The 18,836-nt window shown below is 71.8% G+C and carries 13 protein-coding genes and 3 pseudogenes; 7 read left to right on the top strand and 9 right to left on the bottom strand.

The genetic code is table 11. The annotated features are described in order from the left end of the window. Positions 1–100: 100 nt before the first annotated feature. Both htpG and ACZ7JZ_RS34935 read right to left on the bottom strand, forming a co-directional pair. Entirely contained in the window at positions 101–2,020 is a 1,920-nt protein-coding gene (gene htpG / locus ACZ7JZ_RS34940; protein ID WP_470946898.1) for a molecular chaperone HtpG, read from the bottom strand. Between the two features lie 128 nt (positions 2,021–2,148). Further along, a complete protein-coding gene (locus ACZ7JZ_RS34935; protein WP_470946897.1) occupies positions 2,149–2,802 on the bottom strand; it encodes a type III effector protein in 654 nt (217 codons plus the stop codon). A 206-nt stretch (positions 2,803–3,008) separates the two neighbouring features. Between ACZ7JZ_RS34935 and ACZ7JZ_RS34930 the strand changes: the two genes are divergently transcribed. Beyond that, positions 3,009–4,679, top strand: coding sequence for a WG repeat-containing protein (locus tag ACZ7JZ_RS34930; protein WP_470946895.1), 1,671 nt, complete (start codon positions 3,009–3,011; stop codon positions 4,677–4,679). A gap of 42 nt (positions 4,680–4,721) precedes the next feature. Here the strand turns inward: ACZ7JZ_RS34930 and ACZ7JZ_RS34925 are convergent, their stop codons facing one another. The 4 genes and pseudogenes from ACZ7JZ_RS34925 to ACZ7JZ_RS34910 all read right to left on the bottom strand — a co-directional run bounded on the left by ACZ7JZ_RS34925 (position 4,722) and on the right by ACZ7JZ_RS34910 (position 7,383). Next, positions 4,722–5,525: an NAD-dependent epimerase/dehydratase family protein gene (locus ACZ7JZ_RS34925; protein WP_470946893.1), complete on the bottom strand. Its 804-nt coding sequence runs from the start codon at positions 5,523–5,525 to the stop codon at positions 4,722–4,724. A gap of 230 nt (positions 5,526–5,755) precedes the next feature. Further along, positions 5,756–5,929 (bottom strand): hypothetical protein, encoded by a 174-nt coding sequence (locus ACZ7JZ_RS34920; RefSeq protein WP_470946891.1) that lies wholly within the window; start codon positions 5,927–5,929, stop codon positions 5,756–5,758. A gap of 82 nt (positions 5,930–6,011) precedes the next feature. Further along, positions 6,012–6,279: pseudogene (locus ACZ7JZ_RS34915) on the bottom strand (amino acid transporter); the annotation flags it as partial. 165 nt (positions 6,280–6,444) lie between these two features. Further along, positions 6,445–7,383: an amino acid permease gene (locus ACZ7JZ_RS34910; protein ID WP_470946890.1), complete on the bottom strand. Its 939-nt coding sequence runs from the start codon at positions 7,381–7,383 to the stop codon at positions 6,445–6,447. A 245-nt stretch (positions 7,384–7,628) separates the two neighbouring features. Between ACZ7JZ_RS34910 and kdpF (ACZ7JZ_RS34905) the strand changes: the two genes are divergently transcribed. From kdpF (ACZ7JZ_RS34905) to ACZ7JZ_RS34880, 6 genes and pseudogenes are all read left to right on the top strand, one after another. Next, positions 7,629–7,718, top strand: coding sequence for a K(+)-transporting ATPase subunit F (gene kdpF / locus ACZ7JZ_RS34905; protein WP_470946888.1), 90 nt, complete (start codon positions 7,629–7,631; stop codon positions 7,716–7,718). A 363-nt stretch (positions 7,719–8,081) separates the two neighbouring features. After that, positions 8,082–8,168 (top strand): annotated as a pseudogene (gene kdpF / locus ACZ7JZ_RS34900) (K(+)-transporting ATPase subunit F); the annotation flags it as partial. 9 nt (positions 8,169–8,177) lie between these two features. Next, on the top strand, positions 8,178–8,747 hold the full coding sequence (locus ACZ7JZ_RS34895; RefSeq protein WP_470946909.1) for a potassium-transporting ATPase subunit C: 570 nt from the start codon (positions 8,178–8,180) through the stop codon (positions 8,745–8,747). A gap of 120 nt (positions 8,748–8,867) precedes the next feature. After that, positions 8,868–9,557, top strand: coding sequence for a response regulator (locus ACZ7JZ_RS34890; protein ID WP_470946886.1), 690 nt, complete (start codon positions 8,868–8,870; stop codon positions 9,555–9,557). 38 nt (positions 9,558–9,595) lie between these two features. Continuing rightward, positions 9,596–12,142 carry a DUF4118 domain-containing protein gene (locus ACZ7JZ_RS34885; protein WP_470946883.1) on the top strand — a complete coding sequence of 849 codons (2,547 nt, stop codon included), beginning with the start codon at positions 9,596–9,598 and terminating at the stop codon, positions 12,140–12,142. Between the two features lie 360 nt (positions 12,143–12,502). Then, positions 12,503–13,290 (top strand): annotated as a pseudogene (locus ACZ7JZ_RS34880) (SDR family NAD(P)-dependent oxidoreductase). A gap of 252 nt (positions 13,291–13,542) precedes the next feature. Here the strand turns inward: ACZ7JZ_RS34880 and ACZ7JZ_RS34875 are convergent. From ACZ7JZ_RS34875 to ACZ7JZ_RS34865, 3 genes are all read right to left on the bottom strand, one after another. Beyond that, positions 13,543–15,156: a HoxN/HupN/NixA family nickel/cobalt transporter gene (locus ACZ7JZ_RS34875; RefSeq protein WP_470946882.1), complete on the bottom strand. Its 1,614-nt coding sequence runs from the start codon at positions 15,154–15,156 to the stop codon at positions 13,543–13,545. Next, positions 15,153–16,487, bottom strand: a complete 1,335-nt coding sequence (locus ACZ7JZ_RS34870; RefSeq protein WP_470946880.1) for a tetratricopeptide repeat protein — start codon at positions 16,485–16,487, stop codon at positions 15,153–15,155. Before ACZ7JZ_RS34870 ends, ACZ7JZ_RS34875 begins: the two co-directional genes overlap by 4 nt. 92 nt (positions 16,488–16,579) lie before the next feature. Further along, on the bottom strand, positions 16,580–18,094 hold the full coding sequence (locus tag ACZ7JZ_RS34865; RefSeq protein ID WP_470946908.1) for a DUF4331 domain-containing protein: 1,515 nt from the start codon (positions 18,092–18,094) through the stop codon (positions 16,580–16,582). Between the last annotated feature and the right edge of the window lie 742 nt (positions 18,095–18,836).

Raw genomic sequence — 18,836 nt, 5'->3', positions numbered from 1 at the left:
GAAGCTCCGCATGCGTGGTCCGGGATCAGACGGCTCGTCCCGGTGCCCGGTGGACCCCGGAGCGGTGGGGGTCGGCCCCGACCCCCACCGCAGGTTCCGGTTACAGAGTGCGCGTGAGGCGGTCGGTCAGCAGCCGGGTGAAGCGGGCCGGGTCGGGCAGCTCACCGCCCTCGGCGAGCAGCGCGCTGCCGTAGACCAGCTCGGCGATCTCCGCCAGCGCGGAATCGTCGGCGCCCGCGTCGTGTGCGGTGCGCAGGGCGGTGACGAGCGGGTGTGCCGGGTTGAGTTCCAGGGTCCGCTTGACGGGGGGCACCTGCTGGCCCATCGCCCGGTACATCTTCTCCAGGGTCGGCGTCAGGTCGTGGGACTCGCCGACGATGCACGCAGCCGAGGTCGTCAGGCGCGAGGACAGGCGGACCTGCTTGACCTGCTCGGACAGGGTGGTGCTCAGCCATGCCAGCAGGGCGGCGAAGTCCTCCTCGCGGCGGGCCTTTTCGGGGTCGTCCTCCTGGTCGCCGTCGGCGGACCCGTCGAGGTCGACCTGGCCCTTGGCGATGGACTGCAGGCGGTGGCCGTCGAACTCCGGGACCCGGTCCGCCCACACCTCGTCGACGGGGTCGGTGAGGATCAGCACCTCGTACCCCTTGGCGGCGAAGGCCTCCATGTGCGGGGAGTTCTCCACCATCGCGCGCGTCTCGCCGGTCAGGTAGTAGATGGCGTCCTGGCCGTCCTTCATGCGCTCCACGTACTCGCGCAGCGTGGTCGTCTTCTCCGGGTCGTGGGTGGAGGCGACGGACACCAGCCCCAGCAGGGCCTCGGTGTTGTCCGGGTCCTCGACCAGGCCCTCCTTCAGGACCCGGCCGAACTGGTCCCACACCTTCGCGTAGCGCTCGGCGTCCTTGGACTGCATGTCCTTGAGGGCGCCGAGCACCTTCTTGACCAGGCGCCGGCGCACGCCCTGGATCTGGCGGTCGTGCTGGAGGATCTCACGGGACACGTTCAGCGACAGGTCGTGGGCGTCCACGACGCCCTTGACGAAGCGCAGGTAGTCCGGCATGAGTGCTTCGCAGTCGTCCATGATGAACACGCGCTTGACGTACAGCTGCACGCCGCGCTTGCTCTCGCGGGAGAACAGGTCGAAGGGCGCCTGGGCCGGGATGAACAGCAGCGCCTCGTACTCGAAGGTGCCCTCGGCGCGCATGTGGATGGTTTCGGCCGGGGCCAGCCAGTCGTGGCTGATCTGCTGGTAGAACTCGTCGTACTCGTCCTGCGTCACCTCGGCGCGCGGCCGGGCCCACAGCGCCTTCATCGAGTTGAGCGTGTCGACCTCGCGGGTGGTCCCGCCTTCGGCGTCCGTGCGCTCTGCGGCCATCCGGATGGGCCAGCGGATGAAGTCGGAGTACCGCTTGACGATCTGGCGGATCTTCCACTCGGAGAGGTAGTCGGCGAGCCCGTCCTCGCTGTCGGCGGGCTTGAGGTGCAAGGTGACCGAGGTGCCCACGGGCAGGTCTTCGGCGGGCTGGAGGGTGTAGGCGCCCTCACCGTCGGACTCCCAGCGGGTACCGGAGTCGGTGCCGGCCCGCCGGGTGTCCACGGTGACCTTGTCGGCGACCATGAAGGCGGAGTAGAAGCCGACGCCGAACTGCCCGATCAGGCTCTCGGCCGTGGCGCCGTCCTTGGACTCCTTGATCTTCTCCAGCAGGCCGGCGGTGCCGGACTTGGCGATCGTGCCGATCAGCTCCACGAGGTCGTCCCGGGTCATGCCGATCCCGTTGTCACGGACGGTCAGGGTGCGGGTCTCCTTGTCGACCTCCAAGGAGATGTGGAGGTCGGCGGTGTCGGTGTCGGAGAGGCCGGAGTCGGTCAGCGATTCCAGGCGCAGCTTGTCCAGCGCGTCGGAGGCGTTCGAGATCAGCTCGCGCAGGAAGATGTCCTTGTTCGAGTAGATCGAGTGGATCACCAGTTGAAGCAACTGGCGCGTCTCTGCCTGGAATTCGCGCGTCTCGACACTGGTGGCCATGTAAGTCTCCTGCTGTGGGAACGTGGTGTACGGACGGGAGTCGGGCCGGGGCGGACCGTTGTCCCGCATCGGCGTGGTTCGGGGCGGGCCGGACTGCACCCGCAGGGGCGCGCCGCCCCGGGCGGAGGTCAGTCGTCGGCGGCGACGGCCGTCGCGCGCCGGGCTTCGAGGGCGTCCAGGCACTCGGCGAGACCGGTGTGCCCGGCATCGAGGTAGGGGCGCATGGAGGCCAGGGGCTCGATGAGTCCGGCCGGGTCGGTGGAGCCGAGAGCGGCGTGCAGGGCTGCCTGCGCCGGGTGTGCTTCGGGCCCGAGGTGGGGGAGTGCGGTGAGCTGCCCGGCGAGGCGGCGCAGGTCGGCGGCGTTGGCGCGGGCCCAGGCGGCCGTGGCCCGTTCGGTGGCCCGGGCCCGGCGGGTGGCAGTGACCCGCTGTTCCCCGGTGCTGCCGACGGCGCCCGGGCGACCGCGCAGGTACCGGCGTTCGGCGGCCTGCCGGCTGGCGACGCCGAGGGGGCGGGCCAGGTCCGCCCAGCTGGCGCCCGCGTCGCGGGCGGTTTCGATCAGGCCGGTCTCCCAGCCTGCGAGCTGCTCGCGCACCTCCCGCAGCAGCATCAGGGAGGCCAGCGCCTGCTCGGGGCCCGGTCCGGAGGCGTCGGGGCCCTGGTGCCGGCCTTGGCGCAGCGCCTCGTTCATCGCGGCAAGAGCCGCCGAGGCGGCGAGAAAGGACGCCGGGCGGTGGGCGTCGGCACCGCCCGCGGCGGACGGCTGATCGGCGGCGGTCACGGGCACCTCCCTGGTAGTCGTCAGAACGACGACATTATCGCAGTCGTCCATCGGATGACAATGTACTACGGCGCTTCGGCAGGAGGCCTGCGCTGACGGCCCCAGCCGTGCCCCTTCGCCCCGGCGACCCGACACCCTCCGCCCCCGGCGCGGGCCCGGGTGCCCGTACGCCGGCCCGTCGAACGGAGCGGGGTAGCATCCACGGCGTGAGCACGCGCCCCCACCTCCTGTCGGTGCCGAGTGGGCAACCGGGCACCCTGCACGTCCTGTTGGCCGATCCGGCCGGCAGGCGCATCCCCGCGCCGGACCTGGCGGAGGTCGGGCCGTTCGACCCCGACGGGGAGGGCGGCTGGGTGGCCGCAGCACGCGCAGCCGGGGGTGGTTGGGGGTATCTGGACCACACGGGTCGGTGGCGGATGCCTCCGGTGCTGGAGGAAGCGGGGCGGCATGCGCGGCCCGAGGGCCTGGCGCACTTCCGCCGGGGGGATGCCTGGGGGTACGCGAACGCCCGGGGCGCCGTGGTGCTCGAGCCCCGCTACCGGGAGGCTTCGGCGTTCTCCCACGGGCTGGCGGCCGTACGCAGCGGCCGGAAGTTCCACTACATCGACGTCCGCGGCGACACGGTCGTCGAGGGCCCGTTCAAGCCGGCCGGCCCGTTCTCGGCACCGGGTCTCGCCGCAGTCCGCACCGGGTCGGACCGGCCGGCCGGCTACATCGACACGGAGGGGCGGATGGTCGTGGAGCCGCGCTTCGACGAGGCGCTGCCGTTCTGCCCCGACGGTGCCGCGCCGGTCCGGGTCGGAGACCGCTGGGGTCTGGTCGGCACCGACGGCGGCTGGATACTCGAACCCCGCCACGCCCGGATCGACGCGTTCTGCGCAGACGGCCTGGCGTTCTACTCCGAGACGGGGCATCCGTCGGACGACCACGGCTATCTGGACGCGTCGGGGCGGGCGGTGGTGCGGGGCGGCCCGGGGCTCTCCCCGGTCATGGCCTGCGGGCTGGTGCGCGACGACGACGCGGACCTCCGTTTCCTCGACCGGTCCGGGCGGCCCGCCTTTCCCGGCCGCTTCGACTGGGCCCAGGACTTCGACCCGTCGTCGGGAGCCTGCGTGGCCCGGCTCGAGGGGCGTTGGGGCGTACTCGACGCCGCCGGCAGGTTCCTGGCCGTACCCTGCCGGGAGCCTCTGACGGTCGCGGGCGATGTGGTCGGGTTCGGACCGGGCCGCGGTGCGGCTGCGTTCGTGGACCACGACGGCTCGCTCCTGTACGTGGACCGGACGGCCGCAGTGGTGGCACGGCTGTGGGCGGGCCGACCCGGGCCCGTAGAGCAGGGTGCCCGGCCCGCCCCTCCCGGCTCTGCCCCGGGGGATGCTGTTCGGCCACTGCCCGCGGTGCTCACCCCCGGGCCTGCCGAGCACTTCCTGGTGCCTGAGGCCCTGGGCGGCGGTGTGGCAGGTGTGGCCGCAGGACTCCTGGCCGCCGCACCCGTCGCGTTCCACCCCTATTCCCTGGTCTTCGGCGGCAGGAGAGCGGTAGCCGACGTCGCAGCGGTGGGGCCGGACCGGGCAGGGCCCGTGCACAGGGGCTCCATGGTCGTACTGGCCGAAAGCCACGTCGGCGAGGAGCTCTGGGGTGCGTACGGATTCCTGGCGGAGCAGGAGGGCAGGGCCTTCGGGACGTACTTCGACGACCTCGCCGCGCAGCTGACCGCACACTTCGGCGAGCCCGAGCGAGACACGGTGAGGCTGCGGACCGGAGACGGCAATACCGCCCGGGTCTGGTCCGTGAACGGGCGGCGGCTGGTGCTGGAGCTCTTCACCCACAGTGGAGACGGCGACTTCGAGCATCAGCTCTGGCTGGCGGCCCTCGCCTGAGAGCGGGCCGGGGCCGCCCCTCCGGCGGCCCCGGTGGACGGATCAGTGGTGGATGTGCCGGAGTGTGAACCCGGGCTCCGCATAGGTGCCGGCCTGGGGTCCGTCCGGGTCGAGGGGCAGCTCGCTGCCCGGAATGCCTGCGGCGTAGGTCTCGGCATCGTCCAGCGGAACGTACCCGATCGTCGAGCCGTCGGCCAGGTCCCAGAACCGACGGCTGTTGGCGGACACCGCGTACACGGTGGCGAACCGGGTGGCGGACGGGGCGGTGAGGGCGGCGCGGACGAAGCCCACGGCGTCGCGGTGGCTGAGCCAGGTCGCCAGGTGCCGGCGCTCGGTCGGAACCTCTTCGAAGCTCCCGATCCGCAGACATACCACCGAAAGGCCGAACTTGTCCGCGTAGAGCCGCCCGAGAGCCTCGACGGCCACCTTGCTCACCCCGTAGAGGCCGTCAGGGCGGACCGGGTCGGCCACACCGGTCATGCTCGACACCGGGTGGAATCCCGTGACACGGTTGCTGCCGGCCAGCACCACCCGGCCTATCCCGAGCCGGCGAGCGGCCTCCAGGACATGGTGGGTCCCCAGCACGTTCGCCTGCAGCAGGTCCGCAAGCGGAGCCTCGTCCGGCAGGCCCCCGAGATGAAGCACGCAGTCCGCTCCGGTCAAGGCCTCCTCGACGGCACCCGGGTCCCGCAGATCGACGACGCGGGCCTCCTCGTTCCCGGCAGCGTCCCGGATCGGAACACGGTCGAGGAGGACGAGGCGCTCGGACTCGCTCCGCAGCGCCGTGCGCACGACCGTGCCGATGCTGCCCGCCGCGCCGGTGACGGCAACAGTTCCCAGACCCACGATGGCTCCCTCTGCTCTCTGACGACCCCGCTCGGCACCCCGCCCCGGATGAGGTGGGGCCCAGTCCTGAGACTTTGTCACAAGCACGTGCCAGCAGCGACTTTGGGGGAGCCGCCTCCCTGCTTCGCCCTGCCGGAGCGACCAGGGAGGGCCGACCGCCGGTGACGGGGCCCAGGGGGAGCGTCCGGTTCTGCTGTCGGGGATCGCCGGGCGTCCTCCGCAGACGCCGGTCAGGGGCGGTAGACGAGTTCGATCACGATGGCTGCGATGCCGGTCCAGACTCCGAGCCCCAGCAGCCACCTCAGGTCGAGGGCCGCGCCGGTCGCGACGAGGGCGGCTGCTGCCGCGCCGAGCGCGAGGACGGTGCGGCGTACGGGCCGGTCGGGGCTCCAGGAGGCGGTCATGGGACAAGCATCCCGTCTGCTCCCCGCACGGGCGAGGCAGCGGCGGGAATCCTTGCGGTTTCCTTACGCGCGCGGTCGGCCCGCGTGGACGGGTGCGGGCGGCGGCCCGGTCGGGCCCGGCCCCGCGCAGGACCTCGCGGTGACCGGTGCGACCTCGCCCTGCCCGGAGAGGAGGAGGCGAAGGAAGTTGGGCACGGGGGAGTACTCCAGGGTCAGGACGCGGTTGCGGTCGTGCACGGTCTCGCCCTTCACCTTGAGACCGGCTTCGAATTCCGAGGGGTCGAGGACGGTGACCTCGACGAACACGAAGTCGCCGCCGGCCGGGTGTCGTTGTCGGCGCGGATCTGGTCGGTGCCACCGGCGGCGTGGTGAAGGCGCGCTCATGCTTGCTCGGAGGGTGCAGGGCGAAGTGAGCGGGGGCGACCCGGACGGAGGCCGGCCCGCAGAGGAGGCAGCGGAGCACGGATCAACGCTGGCCGGCCTCGTACGGCCGTGATCTGGCGTGCTGACTGTTCTCAGCCGAGGCCGGGGACCATGGACACCAGCAGGTCGATGAGCTTGATGCCGACGAAGGGCAGGATCAGGCCGCCGAGGCCGTACACGCAGAGATTGCGGCGCAGCAGGTCGTGTGCGGATGCCGTCCTGTAGCGGACGCCGCGTAGGGCCAACGGGATGAGGGCGGTGATGATCAGCGCGTTGAAGATGACCGCCGAGGTCATGGCCGAAGTCGGGTTGCTCAGACCCGTGACGTTCAGGGCGTCGAGTCCCGGGTGGGCCGCCGTGAACATGGCGGGGATGCCCGGCGCCGAGGCGTGCCCGGCGGCGGACGCGGTGCTGACGGGGCCGTCACGGAAGCGACCGACGGCGACCATCGCGAGGATCGAGCCGACGAACACGGCGGTCGGCACCAGCAACGCCTTGGCCGATTCCACGACCCCGCGCAGGTTCACGGCGGTGACCAGGACGAGGATGCCCAGGCAGATCCAGGTCCGTTCCCCGTACAGGCCGGGGAAGGCCGAGGTCAGTGCGGCCACGCCGGCCGTGACGGACACGGCGACGTTCAGGACGTAGTCCAGGACCAGCGGGGCGGCAGCGACCAGGCTCGTACGCCGGCCCAGGTACCGTTTGGCGACGGCGTAGGAGCCGCCGTCCGTGAACGCGGCGATCACCTGCCGGTACGAGGCCACCAGCACGGCGAGGAGCGCGGCGATGGCCAGGGTGACGGGGAGCGTGAACCCCATGCCGTAGGCCCCGGCGGCGGCCAGGACCAGAACGATCGCCTCCGGCCCGTAGGCGACGGACGCCATCGCGTCCAGCGCCATCGCGACCAGCCCCTGGAAAGCGGTGAGCCGGTGGCGGTCCCACGCCGCCGGTGCGCGGACCCCGGTATCAGGAGGTTCCTCCGCGCCCGCAGTCCGTCCCGCCGCGCCGGTCTTCCCCATGTCTAGGGACATCTCTGGCTGTTCCTCCGCTGGACAAGGTCAGGACAGCGTCGGAATTCCGTCGCCGGATCGCCAGGGCCCTTGACGCCGTCCATACGGCTGCCGCCCCAGTCCTCACGGGCCCTTGATGCCGAAGCGTGAACGCCGTATGAGGTGCGTCAAGACCTCGTAAGGGCGCGGGGCCGCGCCTCTGGCAGGGGGCAGTGTTGAGAGGGGTGCTCACAGCCCCGCCCGCCTCGGCAAGGGAGAAGGTTCAGATGGAAACGGAGAACGTGGTCGGACTGGTCGTCGCCATCGCCCTGCTCGGCTATCTCGTGACCGCGCTGATCAAGCCCGACAAATTCTGATCCGACACTGCTGGATCCGCTCCCCGGTCCGCTGCGCCCGGGAACAGGACCACCTGTCGGTCGTGGCGCCTGCCGCACGGGCCGACTTCCGCCCCGGGTACAGCCGACCTGGCCGACCTGGGCCGATCGCCCTTCCCCCCTCTCCCCGTAAGAGCGGCGTTAAGAGTTCCCCTGAGCCCGTATGGACACCGTCAAGGTGTCTTAACACCGACATGAAGAGACGGTTGTCTCGTCATCGGCCGTCTGGCCGGTTCACTTCTTCCCACACCACTCAGGAGCTCGCGATGGCCGATCTGGCCTTCGTCGCCACCACGGTCGCGGTGTTCGCGCTGGTGGCTCTCTTCGCCCGGGGGTGGCGAAGCTGTGACCGCCGAGAACCTCGTCGGCCTCGTCGTGGCCGTCGCCCTGCTGGGCTACCTCGTCCTCGCCCTCGTCAAGCCGGAGAGGTTCTCACCACCGGTGAGCCCCGTTCTCGCCGGTGCGCCCCAGCTCCTCGCACTGATCGCCGCGCTCGCGCTGGCCTACCGCCCGCTGGGCGACTACGACGCAGAAGAGGCGACGAAGCCGGATCTGAGGTGGTTCCAGCCCCGCCCCTCCAACGGGTTGGGCACCAACAGCGTCAACACCCGGTACTCGCTGGTCCTCTCCGGTGCCACCAACCGCTCCGCCGACAACGGCGCCGTGGGCGGCAAGTGCACCAGGGACGCGGAAGAGGGCACCCTCTGCGCCCAGGTCGTCGCCGCCGAGGAAGCCGTCCTCGCCGACAACTCCACCGCCGACTACAAGGTGAAGCCCGAGGACGTGCCGGCCGACACCGTCACCTCCTCCGGCTCGGGCCTGGACCCGCGCATCTCCCCGGAGTACGCCAAGCTCCAGGTCCACCGGGTTGCCGAGCAGAACAACCTCGACGTCACGCAGGTCGAGAAGCTCGTCGCCGACCGCACCACCGGCCGCACCCTCGGCTTCATGGGCGAACCCCGCGTCAACGTCCTCGAGCTCAACACCGCCCTCAAGGCACTGACGAGCTGATGCCCCCATCGCACGGACCGGGAGCCGGCGGGGCGCGTGTCTCCCCGTCAACGCGGGGAGGGTGCCCGAGCGCCCGCCGGCTCCTCCCCGTGCCCGTACCGAAGGAAAGGCTGCACACCGATGACCCGGGTGCTGGTGGTGGAGGACGATCCCCAGCTCGTCCGCGCGCTGAAGATCAACCTCCAGGCGCGCAAGTTCGAGGTCGAGGAGGCCGCCGACGGCGGCTCTGCCCTGCGGCTCGCGGCCGCACGCAGGCCGGATGTCATCGTGCTGGACCTTGGGCTGCCCGACATGGACGGCGTCGACGTGATCAGGAGCGTCCGCGGCTGGAGCCGCGTTCCCATTCTGGTCCTCTCCGCCCGGCACACTTCAGAAGACAAGATCCGGGCCTTGGACGCCGGCGCGGACGACTACGTGACGAAACCGTTCAGCATGGACGAGCTCCTGGCCCGTCTCCGCGCAGCCGCCCGGAGGCAGGACGCCCCGGCGGTATCCCAGGCAGACGAGGTAGCCGTCGTCACAACGGATGGGTTCACCGTCGACCTCGTCGCGCGGAGGGTACGGCGGGGAGAGCGCACCGTACGCCTGACGCCGACGGAGTGGCACCTGCTGGAGATCCTCGTCACCCACCCGGGCCGACTGATCAGCCAGGCTCGACTCCTGCTGGAGGTCTGGGGTCCGACGTACAGGGAGAACACCAACTACCTGCGCGTCTACGTCGCCCAGCTGCGGCGCAAACTGGAAGCGGATCCCTCGCACCCGCGGTACCTGATCACCGAACCGGGCATGGGCTACCGGTTCGAACCCTGATCACCGCCTGACCGTCGACAGAGAAGAAGAGTCTGAACATGGGACGCGGCAAGCTCCGCATCTACCTCGGAGCGGCACCCGGTGTCGGCAAGACGTACGCGATGCTCTCCGAGGCGCACCGCCGGGTCGAGCGCGGCACCGACTGTGTCGTCGGCTTCGTCGAGCACCACAGCCGGCCCCGGACCGAGGTGATGCTGCACGGCCTCGAGCTCATCGGGCGGCGCGAGCTGCAGTACCGCGGCTCCACGTTCACCGAGATGGACGTCGACGCGATCCTCGCCCGCCGTCCCGCGGTCGCCCTGGTGGACGAGCTCGCCCATACCAACGTGCCGGGCTCGCGCAACGCCAAGCGCTGGCAGGACGTGGAGGAACTCCTCCAGGCGGGCATCGACGTCATCTCGACGGTGAACATCCAGCATCTCGAATCGCTGGGTGACGTGGTCGAGACGATCACCGGGGTACGGCAGCGGGAGACCGTCCCCGACGAGGTGGCCCGGCGGGCGGACCAGATCGAACTGGTCGACATGTCCCCCCAGGCGCTGCGCCGCCGGATGGCCCACGGCAACGTCTACAAGCCGGACAAGGTGGATGCCGCCCTCTCGAACTACTTTCGCCCCGGCAACCTCACCGCGCTGCGTGAGCTGGCGCTGCTGTGGGTCGCCGACCGGGTCGACGAGTACCTCCAGGAGTACCGGGGCGAGCACAACATCCGCTCCACCTGGCAGGCCCGGGAACGGATCGTCGTCGGCCTCACCGGCGGCCCCGAAGGACGTACGCTCATCCGCCGGGCTGCCCGGCTCGCCGAGAAGGGAGCGGGCGGCGAGGTCCTGGCCGTCTACATCGCCCGCAGCGACGGCCTCACTTCCGCCTCGCCCAGGGAACTGGCCGTCCAGCGCACCCTGGTCGAGGGCCTCGGAGGCACCTTCCACCACGTCATAGGTGACGACGTTCCGGACGCGCTGCTGGAGTTCGCCCGCGGGGTCAACGCCACACAGGTCGTCCTCGGTGTCAGCCGCCGGCGCTCGTGGCAGTCCGTCTTCAGCCCCGGCGTCAGCGCCACGGTCGCCCGCGAATCCGGACCCGACCTCGACGTCCACATCGTCACCCACGACGAGGCCGCCAAGGGCCGCCGCAGCCTGCCCGTCGCCCGGGGCGCACGCCTGGGCCGGTCCCGCCGTATCTGGGGCTGGCTGACCGGCATCGCCGGCCCCGCCATCCTCACCGTCCTGCTCAACCAGCTCGTACCGGACGTCGGCCTCGCCAACGACATGCTGCTGTTCCTCACCTGCACGGTGGCGGCCGCACTCCTCGGCGGACTCCTGCCCGCCCTCGCCTCGGCGGCCTTCGGCTCCCTCCTGCTCAACTACTACTTCACACACCCGCTGCACCAGTTCACGATCTCCGACTCGAAGAACATCGTCGCGATCGCGATCTTCATCGGTGTGGCCGTCTCCGTGGCGTCCGTCGTGGACCTCGCCGCCCGGCGCACGCACCAGGCCGCCCGGCTGCGCGCCGAGTCCGAGATCCTCTCCTTCCTCGCGGGCAGCGTCCTGCGCGGCGAGGACTCCCTCGACGCCCTGCTCGAACGTCTCCGGGAAACCTTCGCCATGCAGTCGGTCGTCCTCCTGGAGCGCGCCAGTGAGGTCGAGCCCTGGACCACGGCGGCCTCCGTCGGCACCCATCCCGTCAGCCGGCCCGAGGACGCGGACGTCGACCTCCCCGTCGGCGACACCATCGCCCTCGCCCTGACCGGCCGGGTCCTGCCGGCCGAGGACCGCCGCGTCCTCGGCGCCTTCGCGGCTCAGGCGGCCGTCGTACTCGACCGGCAGCGCCTCGTCGACGAGGCCGAGAAGTCCCGCGAACTCGCCGAGGCGAACCGCATCCGCACCGCGCTGCTCGCCGCCGTCAGCCACGACCTGCGCACCCCGCTCGCCGGAATCAAGGCCTCCGTCAGCTCCCTGCGCTCCGAGGACGTCGAATGGTCCGAGGACGACAGGGCCGGACTCCTCGAAGGCATCGAGGACGGCGCCGACCGTCTGGCGGCCCTGATCGGGAACCTCCTCGACATGTCGCGCCTCAACACCGGCACGGTCGTACCCCTCATCCGCGAGACGGACCTTGACGAGGTGGTCCCGATGGCCCTGGGCGGCGTACCGGAGGACAGCGTCGAACTCGACATCCCCGAGACCCTGCCGATGGTCGCCGTCGACCGGGGCCTGCTCGAGCGGGCCGTCGCCAACATCGTCGAGAACGCCGTCAAGCACAGCCCCGTCGGCCAGCCCGTCAACGTCACCGCCAGCGCGCTGGCCCACCGCGTCGAACTGCGCGTCGTCGACCGCGGGCCCGGCGTTCCGGACGAAGCCAAGGACCGCATCTTCGAACCCTTCCAACGCCACGGCGACGCCCCGCGAGGCGCCGGAGTCGGCCTCGGCCTCGCGGTCGCCCGCGGCTTCACCGAAGCCATCGGCGGCACCCTCGCGGCGGAGGACACCCCCGGGGGCGGCCTCACCATGGTCCTCACCCTCCCCATAGCGGGCGACGGCCCACCGGTAGCCCCGGAGCTCCCGACGTCAGCGGTGTCCTGACGGCGGGGCGACCGACCGGCACACACGAGCCGTCCGGCCCCGGTATCCCCAAACCGGAGAGCCGGACGGCTCACGTGCTGTGCGACGGTGACCGGCACGCGTCCACTGCGGTCCGTATCCCCACGGTGGGACCCGTGCTACCGCGGGCGGTGTTCAGGCCACCGCCACCAGCCGCGTGCCGCCGGACCGTCTTCCGGCTCCGTCGCCGCACCAGTCTGCAGTCGGCAGACGGCCCTGGCAGCACTCCTTGACGGTTTCCTTCCGCACGAAGCCGATCTTTGACGCTGCCCTGACGGCCGGGCATCAGAAGGCCGTCAGGAAGGCCTTGAGCGCTTGCCTCCGCCTCCCCGATGCGCTGGGATGGCGCCATGGACAGCGGCCCGCGCTACGAGGATCGGCCACCGAGTCAGGTGCAGCCGACTGCGCTCGCTGTCCGCCGTCCTCCTCCACGGCCTCACGGCCGAGGAGTCCCAGTCGGCCGCCGACCGGCTGATCGCGGTCTCCGGCACCAGCGGCGCCCTGCTGCACCCGCTCGCCGCCGACTTCACCCGCCTTGAGGAGGTCGAGATCCTCGCCCACGCCGTCGGGCGGGACCACCCGCGGCTGGACGTACTCGTCAACAACGCTGCCATCGCGGCGCCCGAGCGCCACACCCTGACGGCCGACGGCAACGAGATCGCCTTCCAGGTCGACTTCCTGGCCCACTACCTCCTCACCAACCTCCTGGAGTCCGCCCTCACCAGCGAGCCCGGCGGACGCGTCGTCAACGTCTCCTCCGCGCTGCACCGCTCCGGTGCCATCCAGTGGAGCGACCCGCAGCGCCTGCGGCCCGCTACTCCCGCCTCACCGCGTACGCACAGTCCCAGCTGGCGCTGACCGTCTTCGCCGCCGACCCGCGCGTCACCGCCGTTTCCGTCCACCCCGGCGTGTGCGAGACCGGCCTCCGCCCGCTGTACGGCCACGAGGGCGCGCCGGCCGCCGAAGGCGCCCAGCACATCGTTCGGCTCTGCGACCCGGCCACCGAGATCGTCAACGGCGCCTACTACGACCGTTCCGAGCGCGTCGCCCCGGCGCCCGCCGCCACCGAGGACCGCACGGTCAAGCGCCTCACCAAGCTCGCCGACCTCCTCGTCGGCCACACCGCCTGAAGGGATCCCCGCCCGGGCGGGGCCACGCGGTGGGCCCCGGGCTGTGCCGGACGAGCTGGGGGTCGCAGCCGCGACGGGCCGGGGGCACCGTCACTGCTGGGAGCGGTCGCCGACACCGGACCGCAGCAGCCCGGCGGCATGCTCGCCGCAGCGGCGCTGCCCGTGTGATCGCTGCTCTCCGGCCGGCTGCGCTGGGCGCCGTGTTGCCTATGTCGGCACCTGGCGTGGTGCCGCGGCGGAGCGGCTCCGGTTTCACGGGGCGAGGGCGCGTGCGGCCAGTCCGAGCCCGACGGCGACGACGAGGGTGGAGGTGGCTACCGGGCCGGTGCGTGCGGCGGTGCGTGCGAGCCGGCGCAGCCGGGGGTGGTCGGCGGCTTCCTTGATGCGGTGTTTGACGTGGAGGAGGAGCAGTCCGGCGAGGGTGAGGGTGGCGGCCATCCCGAGGCCGTAGGCGAGCACGAGGAGGACGCCGAAGGCGGTGCGGCCCAGTGCGACGGCTCCGAGGAGGACGACGAGGGCGGAGGGGCTGGGTACGAGTCCGCCGGCGATGCCCATGCCGATCAGACCCGTCTTCCCGGCAGGCCTGGAGGGATGCGTGTGCGCGGCGGGCGCATGCTCCTGCGCGCTGCGCGATGCGGGGACCGGAGCTGGCGCGGTGAGGGTTTGGGTGGCGGTCGGGGCGGCTTCCTGTGCGTCGGTGCGGGGCGCTGTCGACGGAGCCGGGGGGTGGTGTGCGTGCGCGTGGTGGTGTTCGTGCGCGTGGTGGTGGCCGTGGGTGTGGCTGTGTGCGGGCCCGTGGTGGTGGTGGCCGTGGGCGGGCTTGTTGCGGAGCGCTCGGGTGAGCAGCCACAGGCCGATGGCGGTGACGATGAGTCCGCTGGTCAGGCCGAGCCAGGTCAGGATGGTTTCGCCGGCGAGGTGGGTGGCGGTGGGGAGGGCGAGGCCGAGGACGAGGACGCCTGCGGTGTGGGTGAGGGTGACGGTCGCGCCGACGGTGACGGCGTCGCGGCGGGTTCCGCGGCGTCCGGCGAGGTAGGCGGCCATGATCGTCTTGCCGTGCCCGGGCAGGAGGGCGTGGGAGGCTCCCAGGACGATGGCGAGGAGGAGGGCGAGCAGCCCGACCGGGAGGGTGAGTTCGTGCCGGGAGACGAGGGCGTCGAACCAGCCGGCGATCCGCCCGGCGGGTGTCCCCACCGGGCCTGCGGCCGGTGCGGGGGTGCCGGTGGTGGTGTCGGCGGGGGTGGTCTGCAGTGCGGCGGTGCGCTGGTCGAGTGGTGCGGCGAGGGGGTCCGACGGGTAGCGGCGCAGTTCCTGCGTGGGGGAGGCGGCGGGGAGCTCCGTTCCGGTGATGCGCAGCCCGGAGCCCTTGGCGGTGATCTCCCGCCATCCGATGCGGGTGGTGTCGTAGCGGGTGCCGATGCTGACGGCGCCGCCGTTCTCCAGTGGTGCGGATGTGGTGTAGGTGCAGGTGAGGCGGCTGGTCTTGAGTCCCGCCTCCCCTGGCTCCCAGGTGAGTTGTGCGGTTCTGGGAGCCCATCGGGCCGGGCCTGCGGGGGTGTGCAGGACGAGTTGGCCGGCCAGTGCCGTGCAGGTGGTACGGGCGTAGCGGGCGGTTTCGGCGCCGGTGAGGGTGCTGTCGTGGTCGGTGTCGATGCGGGGGCGTTCCTGGAGGGCGGCGATCTCGGCGCGGTCGACGATGACGGTGGCGTCGATGCGGTCCGGGTGCAGGACGAGACCGGTGTGGTAGTTGACGGTGAAGTTGCCCAGCGGGTGGGCCGGTGCGGCTGCGGCAGCCGGGGTGGTCAGGCTGAAGGCGGCCGCGAGCAGGGCTGCGGCGGTGGCGGGTGCGCGGTGTGCCGGGGTCATGGGCGGGGGTCGATTCGCTTGAGCAGGGCACGCGCGCGGGCGGCGTGCAGGGGGTTGAGTGCGGGGGCCGGGCCGAGTGCCGCCCGCAGGTCGGCGCCGGCGGCGCCGTTGTTGCCCAGGGCGTGGTGAATGGCGCCCCGGTGGTAGCGCCACAGCGCCTGCCGGGTGCCGAGCGCGAGGGCCTGGTCGGCGTGTTCGAGTGCTTCGCGGTGCCGTCCGGCGCGGTGCAGGGCCCAGGCGTAGGCGTCGTGGACGGCGATGAACGGCCTTGTTCGGAGCGCCTGTTCGGCCATGCGGACGGCGTGTGCGGGGAGACCGTGGTCGGCTTCGAAGAGGATGGCGTCGGTGTCCGGCGGCCCGCCGCCGGCGGCGCGGAGGGTGTCCTGGGCCCGGAGCAGCGTGAACTGCGCTTCGGCCTGCCGGTCGTGTCCGAGGGCCTGGTGCGTCTCGCCGAGGGCGAGCAGGAGGTGCGGCAGCGGTGCGGTGTCCGCTGCGCGCTGCCAGTCGGCGCGCGCCTGATCCGTCCGGCCGGAAGCGGCGTGGGCGCGGGCGCGGGCGTCGAGGAGCGCGGGATCGGACGGTGCCTTCAGCAGGCCCTGTTCGGCTTCTTTTGCGGCCAGGCCGGCGTTGCCGTCTTCGAGGGCGAGGCCGGACAGGCAGGCGTGGGCGAAGGCCCGTTCGCTGTCGGTGGTGGCCGCGGTCAGGGAGCGGCCCATCAGTTCGGCTGCCCGCCCGGTGCTGCCGCGCAGCTCGAAGACGTAGGAGGCGCGGGCCAGGGACGCGGCGTCGGGGCGCAGGTCGTTCATCTTCTGTACGGCCCGCTCGGCCTCGCGGTACTCGCCGAGCTGGGTGTGCGCGTCGGCCAGAACGCCGTAGGCGGCAGCGTTGTAGGGGTCGTCCGCGATGGCCCTCTCGGCGTGGGTGCGGGCGCCTGTGAAGTCGTGGCGGGCTGCGGCGAGCGCGGCCAGGCCGCTCTCCGCACCGCTGTTGCCGCTGGACTGCAGGGCCAGGGAGCGGCGCAGCGCCTTCTCGGCCTTCGCGTAGAGAACGGGGTCGTTGGTGGTGCGGGCCTGTTCGATGCGGGCCGTGCCGAGAGCGGCCCACGCGTTCCAGTCGCCCGGAACCCGTTCGAGGCGTGCGGTGAGGGCCGAGGCCGTGCCCGCCGGCTCGGCCGGGGCAGTAGCCGGGGCGGGGGCTGTGGGCGGGCCCGGACTGCCGGGGCCGACGAGGACGGCGCCGGCGGCGAACATCGCGGTGCCCAGCGCGAGGGTGACGGCAACGGTTTTCAGCCGCCGCCCGCCGCGCGCGGGCGTGGGCGGGTCAGTGTTCAACGGAAGGTGTCTTTCCTGCGTGAGGTGACGTGCTCCGGGGCCGGACCGGCTGCGGTCCGGCCCCGGAGCCCTGAGGGAGGGGCGGTGTCACATCAGGCGCGGTTGCGGCGTCGCATCCGCCATCCGGCCGCCGTCAGCAGGACGGCGCCCACGCCTCCGAGCGCGGCCGCGGACTTCCCCTTCGGCACGGCCGTCCCCGACGGTCCGCTGTTGACGGACTTGGTGTGGGGCAGGGCCAGGTACGGGAACGAGGTGCCGAAGGGGACCTCGTTGGCGTCCACCTTGTCGCCGTCGGCGAGGGCGGGGACGAGCTGTCCGCTCTGGGCGGCGCCTTCGACGGCCTGGAGGGAGATGTCGATGACGTCGTCGGTCAGGCGCCGTCCGTTGGGGAACCCGGCCAGGTCGCCGGCGAGGACGCCGTACCGGTTCGGGTTCGCGGTCGGCAGTACGGCCATGTTGAGGCGCAGTTCCTCCGCGGGCACGATCTTGCGGAGGCTGGCGTCGCGGTTGAGGCGGTGGGCGTTGAGGTCGGCCTGGACGGGCCCGCAGGCCTTGCAGATCCCGGTGAGGTAGATCTCGAACAGGTCGTTGCGCGGTGCGGGCGGGGCGGGGACGCCGTAGACCTGCTGGATCAGCTTGGGCAGGACCGGGTCGAGGACCTTGTCGACGACCGGCTGGACGGTGCGGTCCTGGTCGGGGTTGAGGGTGTTGAAGGCGTCCTTGAACTGCAGCGGGACGACGACTTCGTTCACCAGGGGGTTGCCGAGCCGGGAGACCTGCTTCCACTGGTCGCCGTTGCCGGTGCGGGAGTCGGAGACCTGTACGCCCTTGCGGTCGGTCGTCGACCAGATCCCGACGACCGGGTTCCGTGCCGGGTTGTAGTTCAGCGCCAGGTACTTCTTGGGGATCTGGAGGGCGACGGAGTTGACGTTGTAGCCGGCCAGGGTGTCCTGCCCGCGCTCGGACAGGTCTCCGCCGTAGAGCAGGTCGAAGACCCGCAGGTCGGCGAAGAACGGGTCCTCGGCCTGTCCGGCGAACGCCTGCCCGCCGCCCGGCAGTGCGCGCACGGCCTGCGCGCGCAGTGCGGCGTAGTCGGGCATGGAGGCCGGACCCACCCTCGACGGTGCGGCCGGCGCGTCGGACAGCAGGACCCTGCTCTTCCTGCCGCGGGTCTCGACGAGGTCGTAGACCTGCCGGAAGTTCAGGTCCGCATCGTCCAGGGTGGTCACCTGGCCGGTGTTGTAGAGGAACTGGTTCGCCGCGTCGCGGATCCGGTTCTTGAAGCGCCAGGTGTAGGTGACGTCCGCGTTGCCGTCACCCGTGTTGTCGATCTTGATGTTGTAGCGGAGGTCCTCGCCGAAGGCGTAGAAGTTCGGCCCGCCGTTCGGCTCCTCGAACGGGATCCAGTTCGCCACGAGGGTGACGGTGTCGCTCTTGTCGGGGCTGGTGAACGCGTACACGTCGGTGTTGTCGGCACGCGGGTCGCCGGCGATCAGCGGCGCTTCGCGGTGGCTGGAGGCGGAGCTGGTGCCCGGGCCGAGGGCCAGGACGGCCATCGCGGTCGCGAGGGCGCCGGAGCCGAGGACGAGCAGGGAGTGGTCCAGCATCCGGCGTCGGCCGGACGCCGCGGGTGTTGCCTTCACGGGGAGGTGTTTCCCTTCCAGTCAGGTCTGCCCACCGCGCCGGGCGTGGACGCTCGGCACGCTGGTGCAGGGGTTCGGCGGACTGGTGGCGGTCGGCACCGCGGCGAACTCGGGTTCGCGCCATCCGGTATCGGTCAGGAAAGGCAACGGGGACTGACCGGTCCCGGACACACCATCGCGCAGGGGATGCGCCAGCGGCAGGAAACCACGTCTGCGGACCTGTGCGGGGCCACTCCTCATCACGGGACGGCTGCCTCACCCCACGAAAGGACGCCAACGTGCAGGTGAGAGCCGCACACAGGGCCCCTTCCGCCCCCGGGCAGCCGGTCCGCGACACGACTGCGCGGGTTAGGCCGAACGGAAGAACCCCCGCTTACTGCAAGCAGGTTGCAAAAAATAGTGCAACGCAGGAGTTGGTGCGCGATCCGCCCGGGCTGTGACCTCCGACGGGGGCAGCGGCGATCAGCAACCCTGCGTGCGCGAGCGCATCCTTGCGTCCGAGATCCGCACCGTGGCCTCACCGACCTGGCTGGGTCAGCCCCCCGTTGCGCCAGGCGGGTGGCGTCCGGCCCCGAAACCGGTCCGCCGCGGGCTTGGTGACGAATCCCGAACGAAGGCCCTGGCCCTCTCCGGCCGGGGCTCGGATGAAGGAGTGATATGCGTAACCGCACCACGGCCGGTGTTTCGGCGGCTGTTCTGGCAGCCC

The sequence above is a fragment of the Streptomyces sp. NPDC038213 genome (assembly GCF_055600495.1).
The sequence above is the reverse complement of the archived record's forward strand: the minus strand, read 5'-3'. Positions and strand labels throughout refer to the sequence as shown.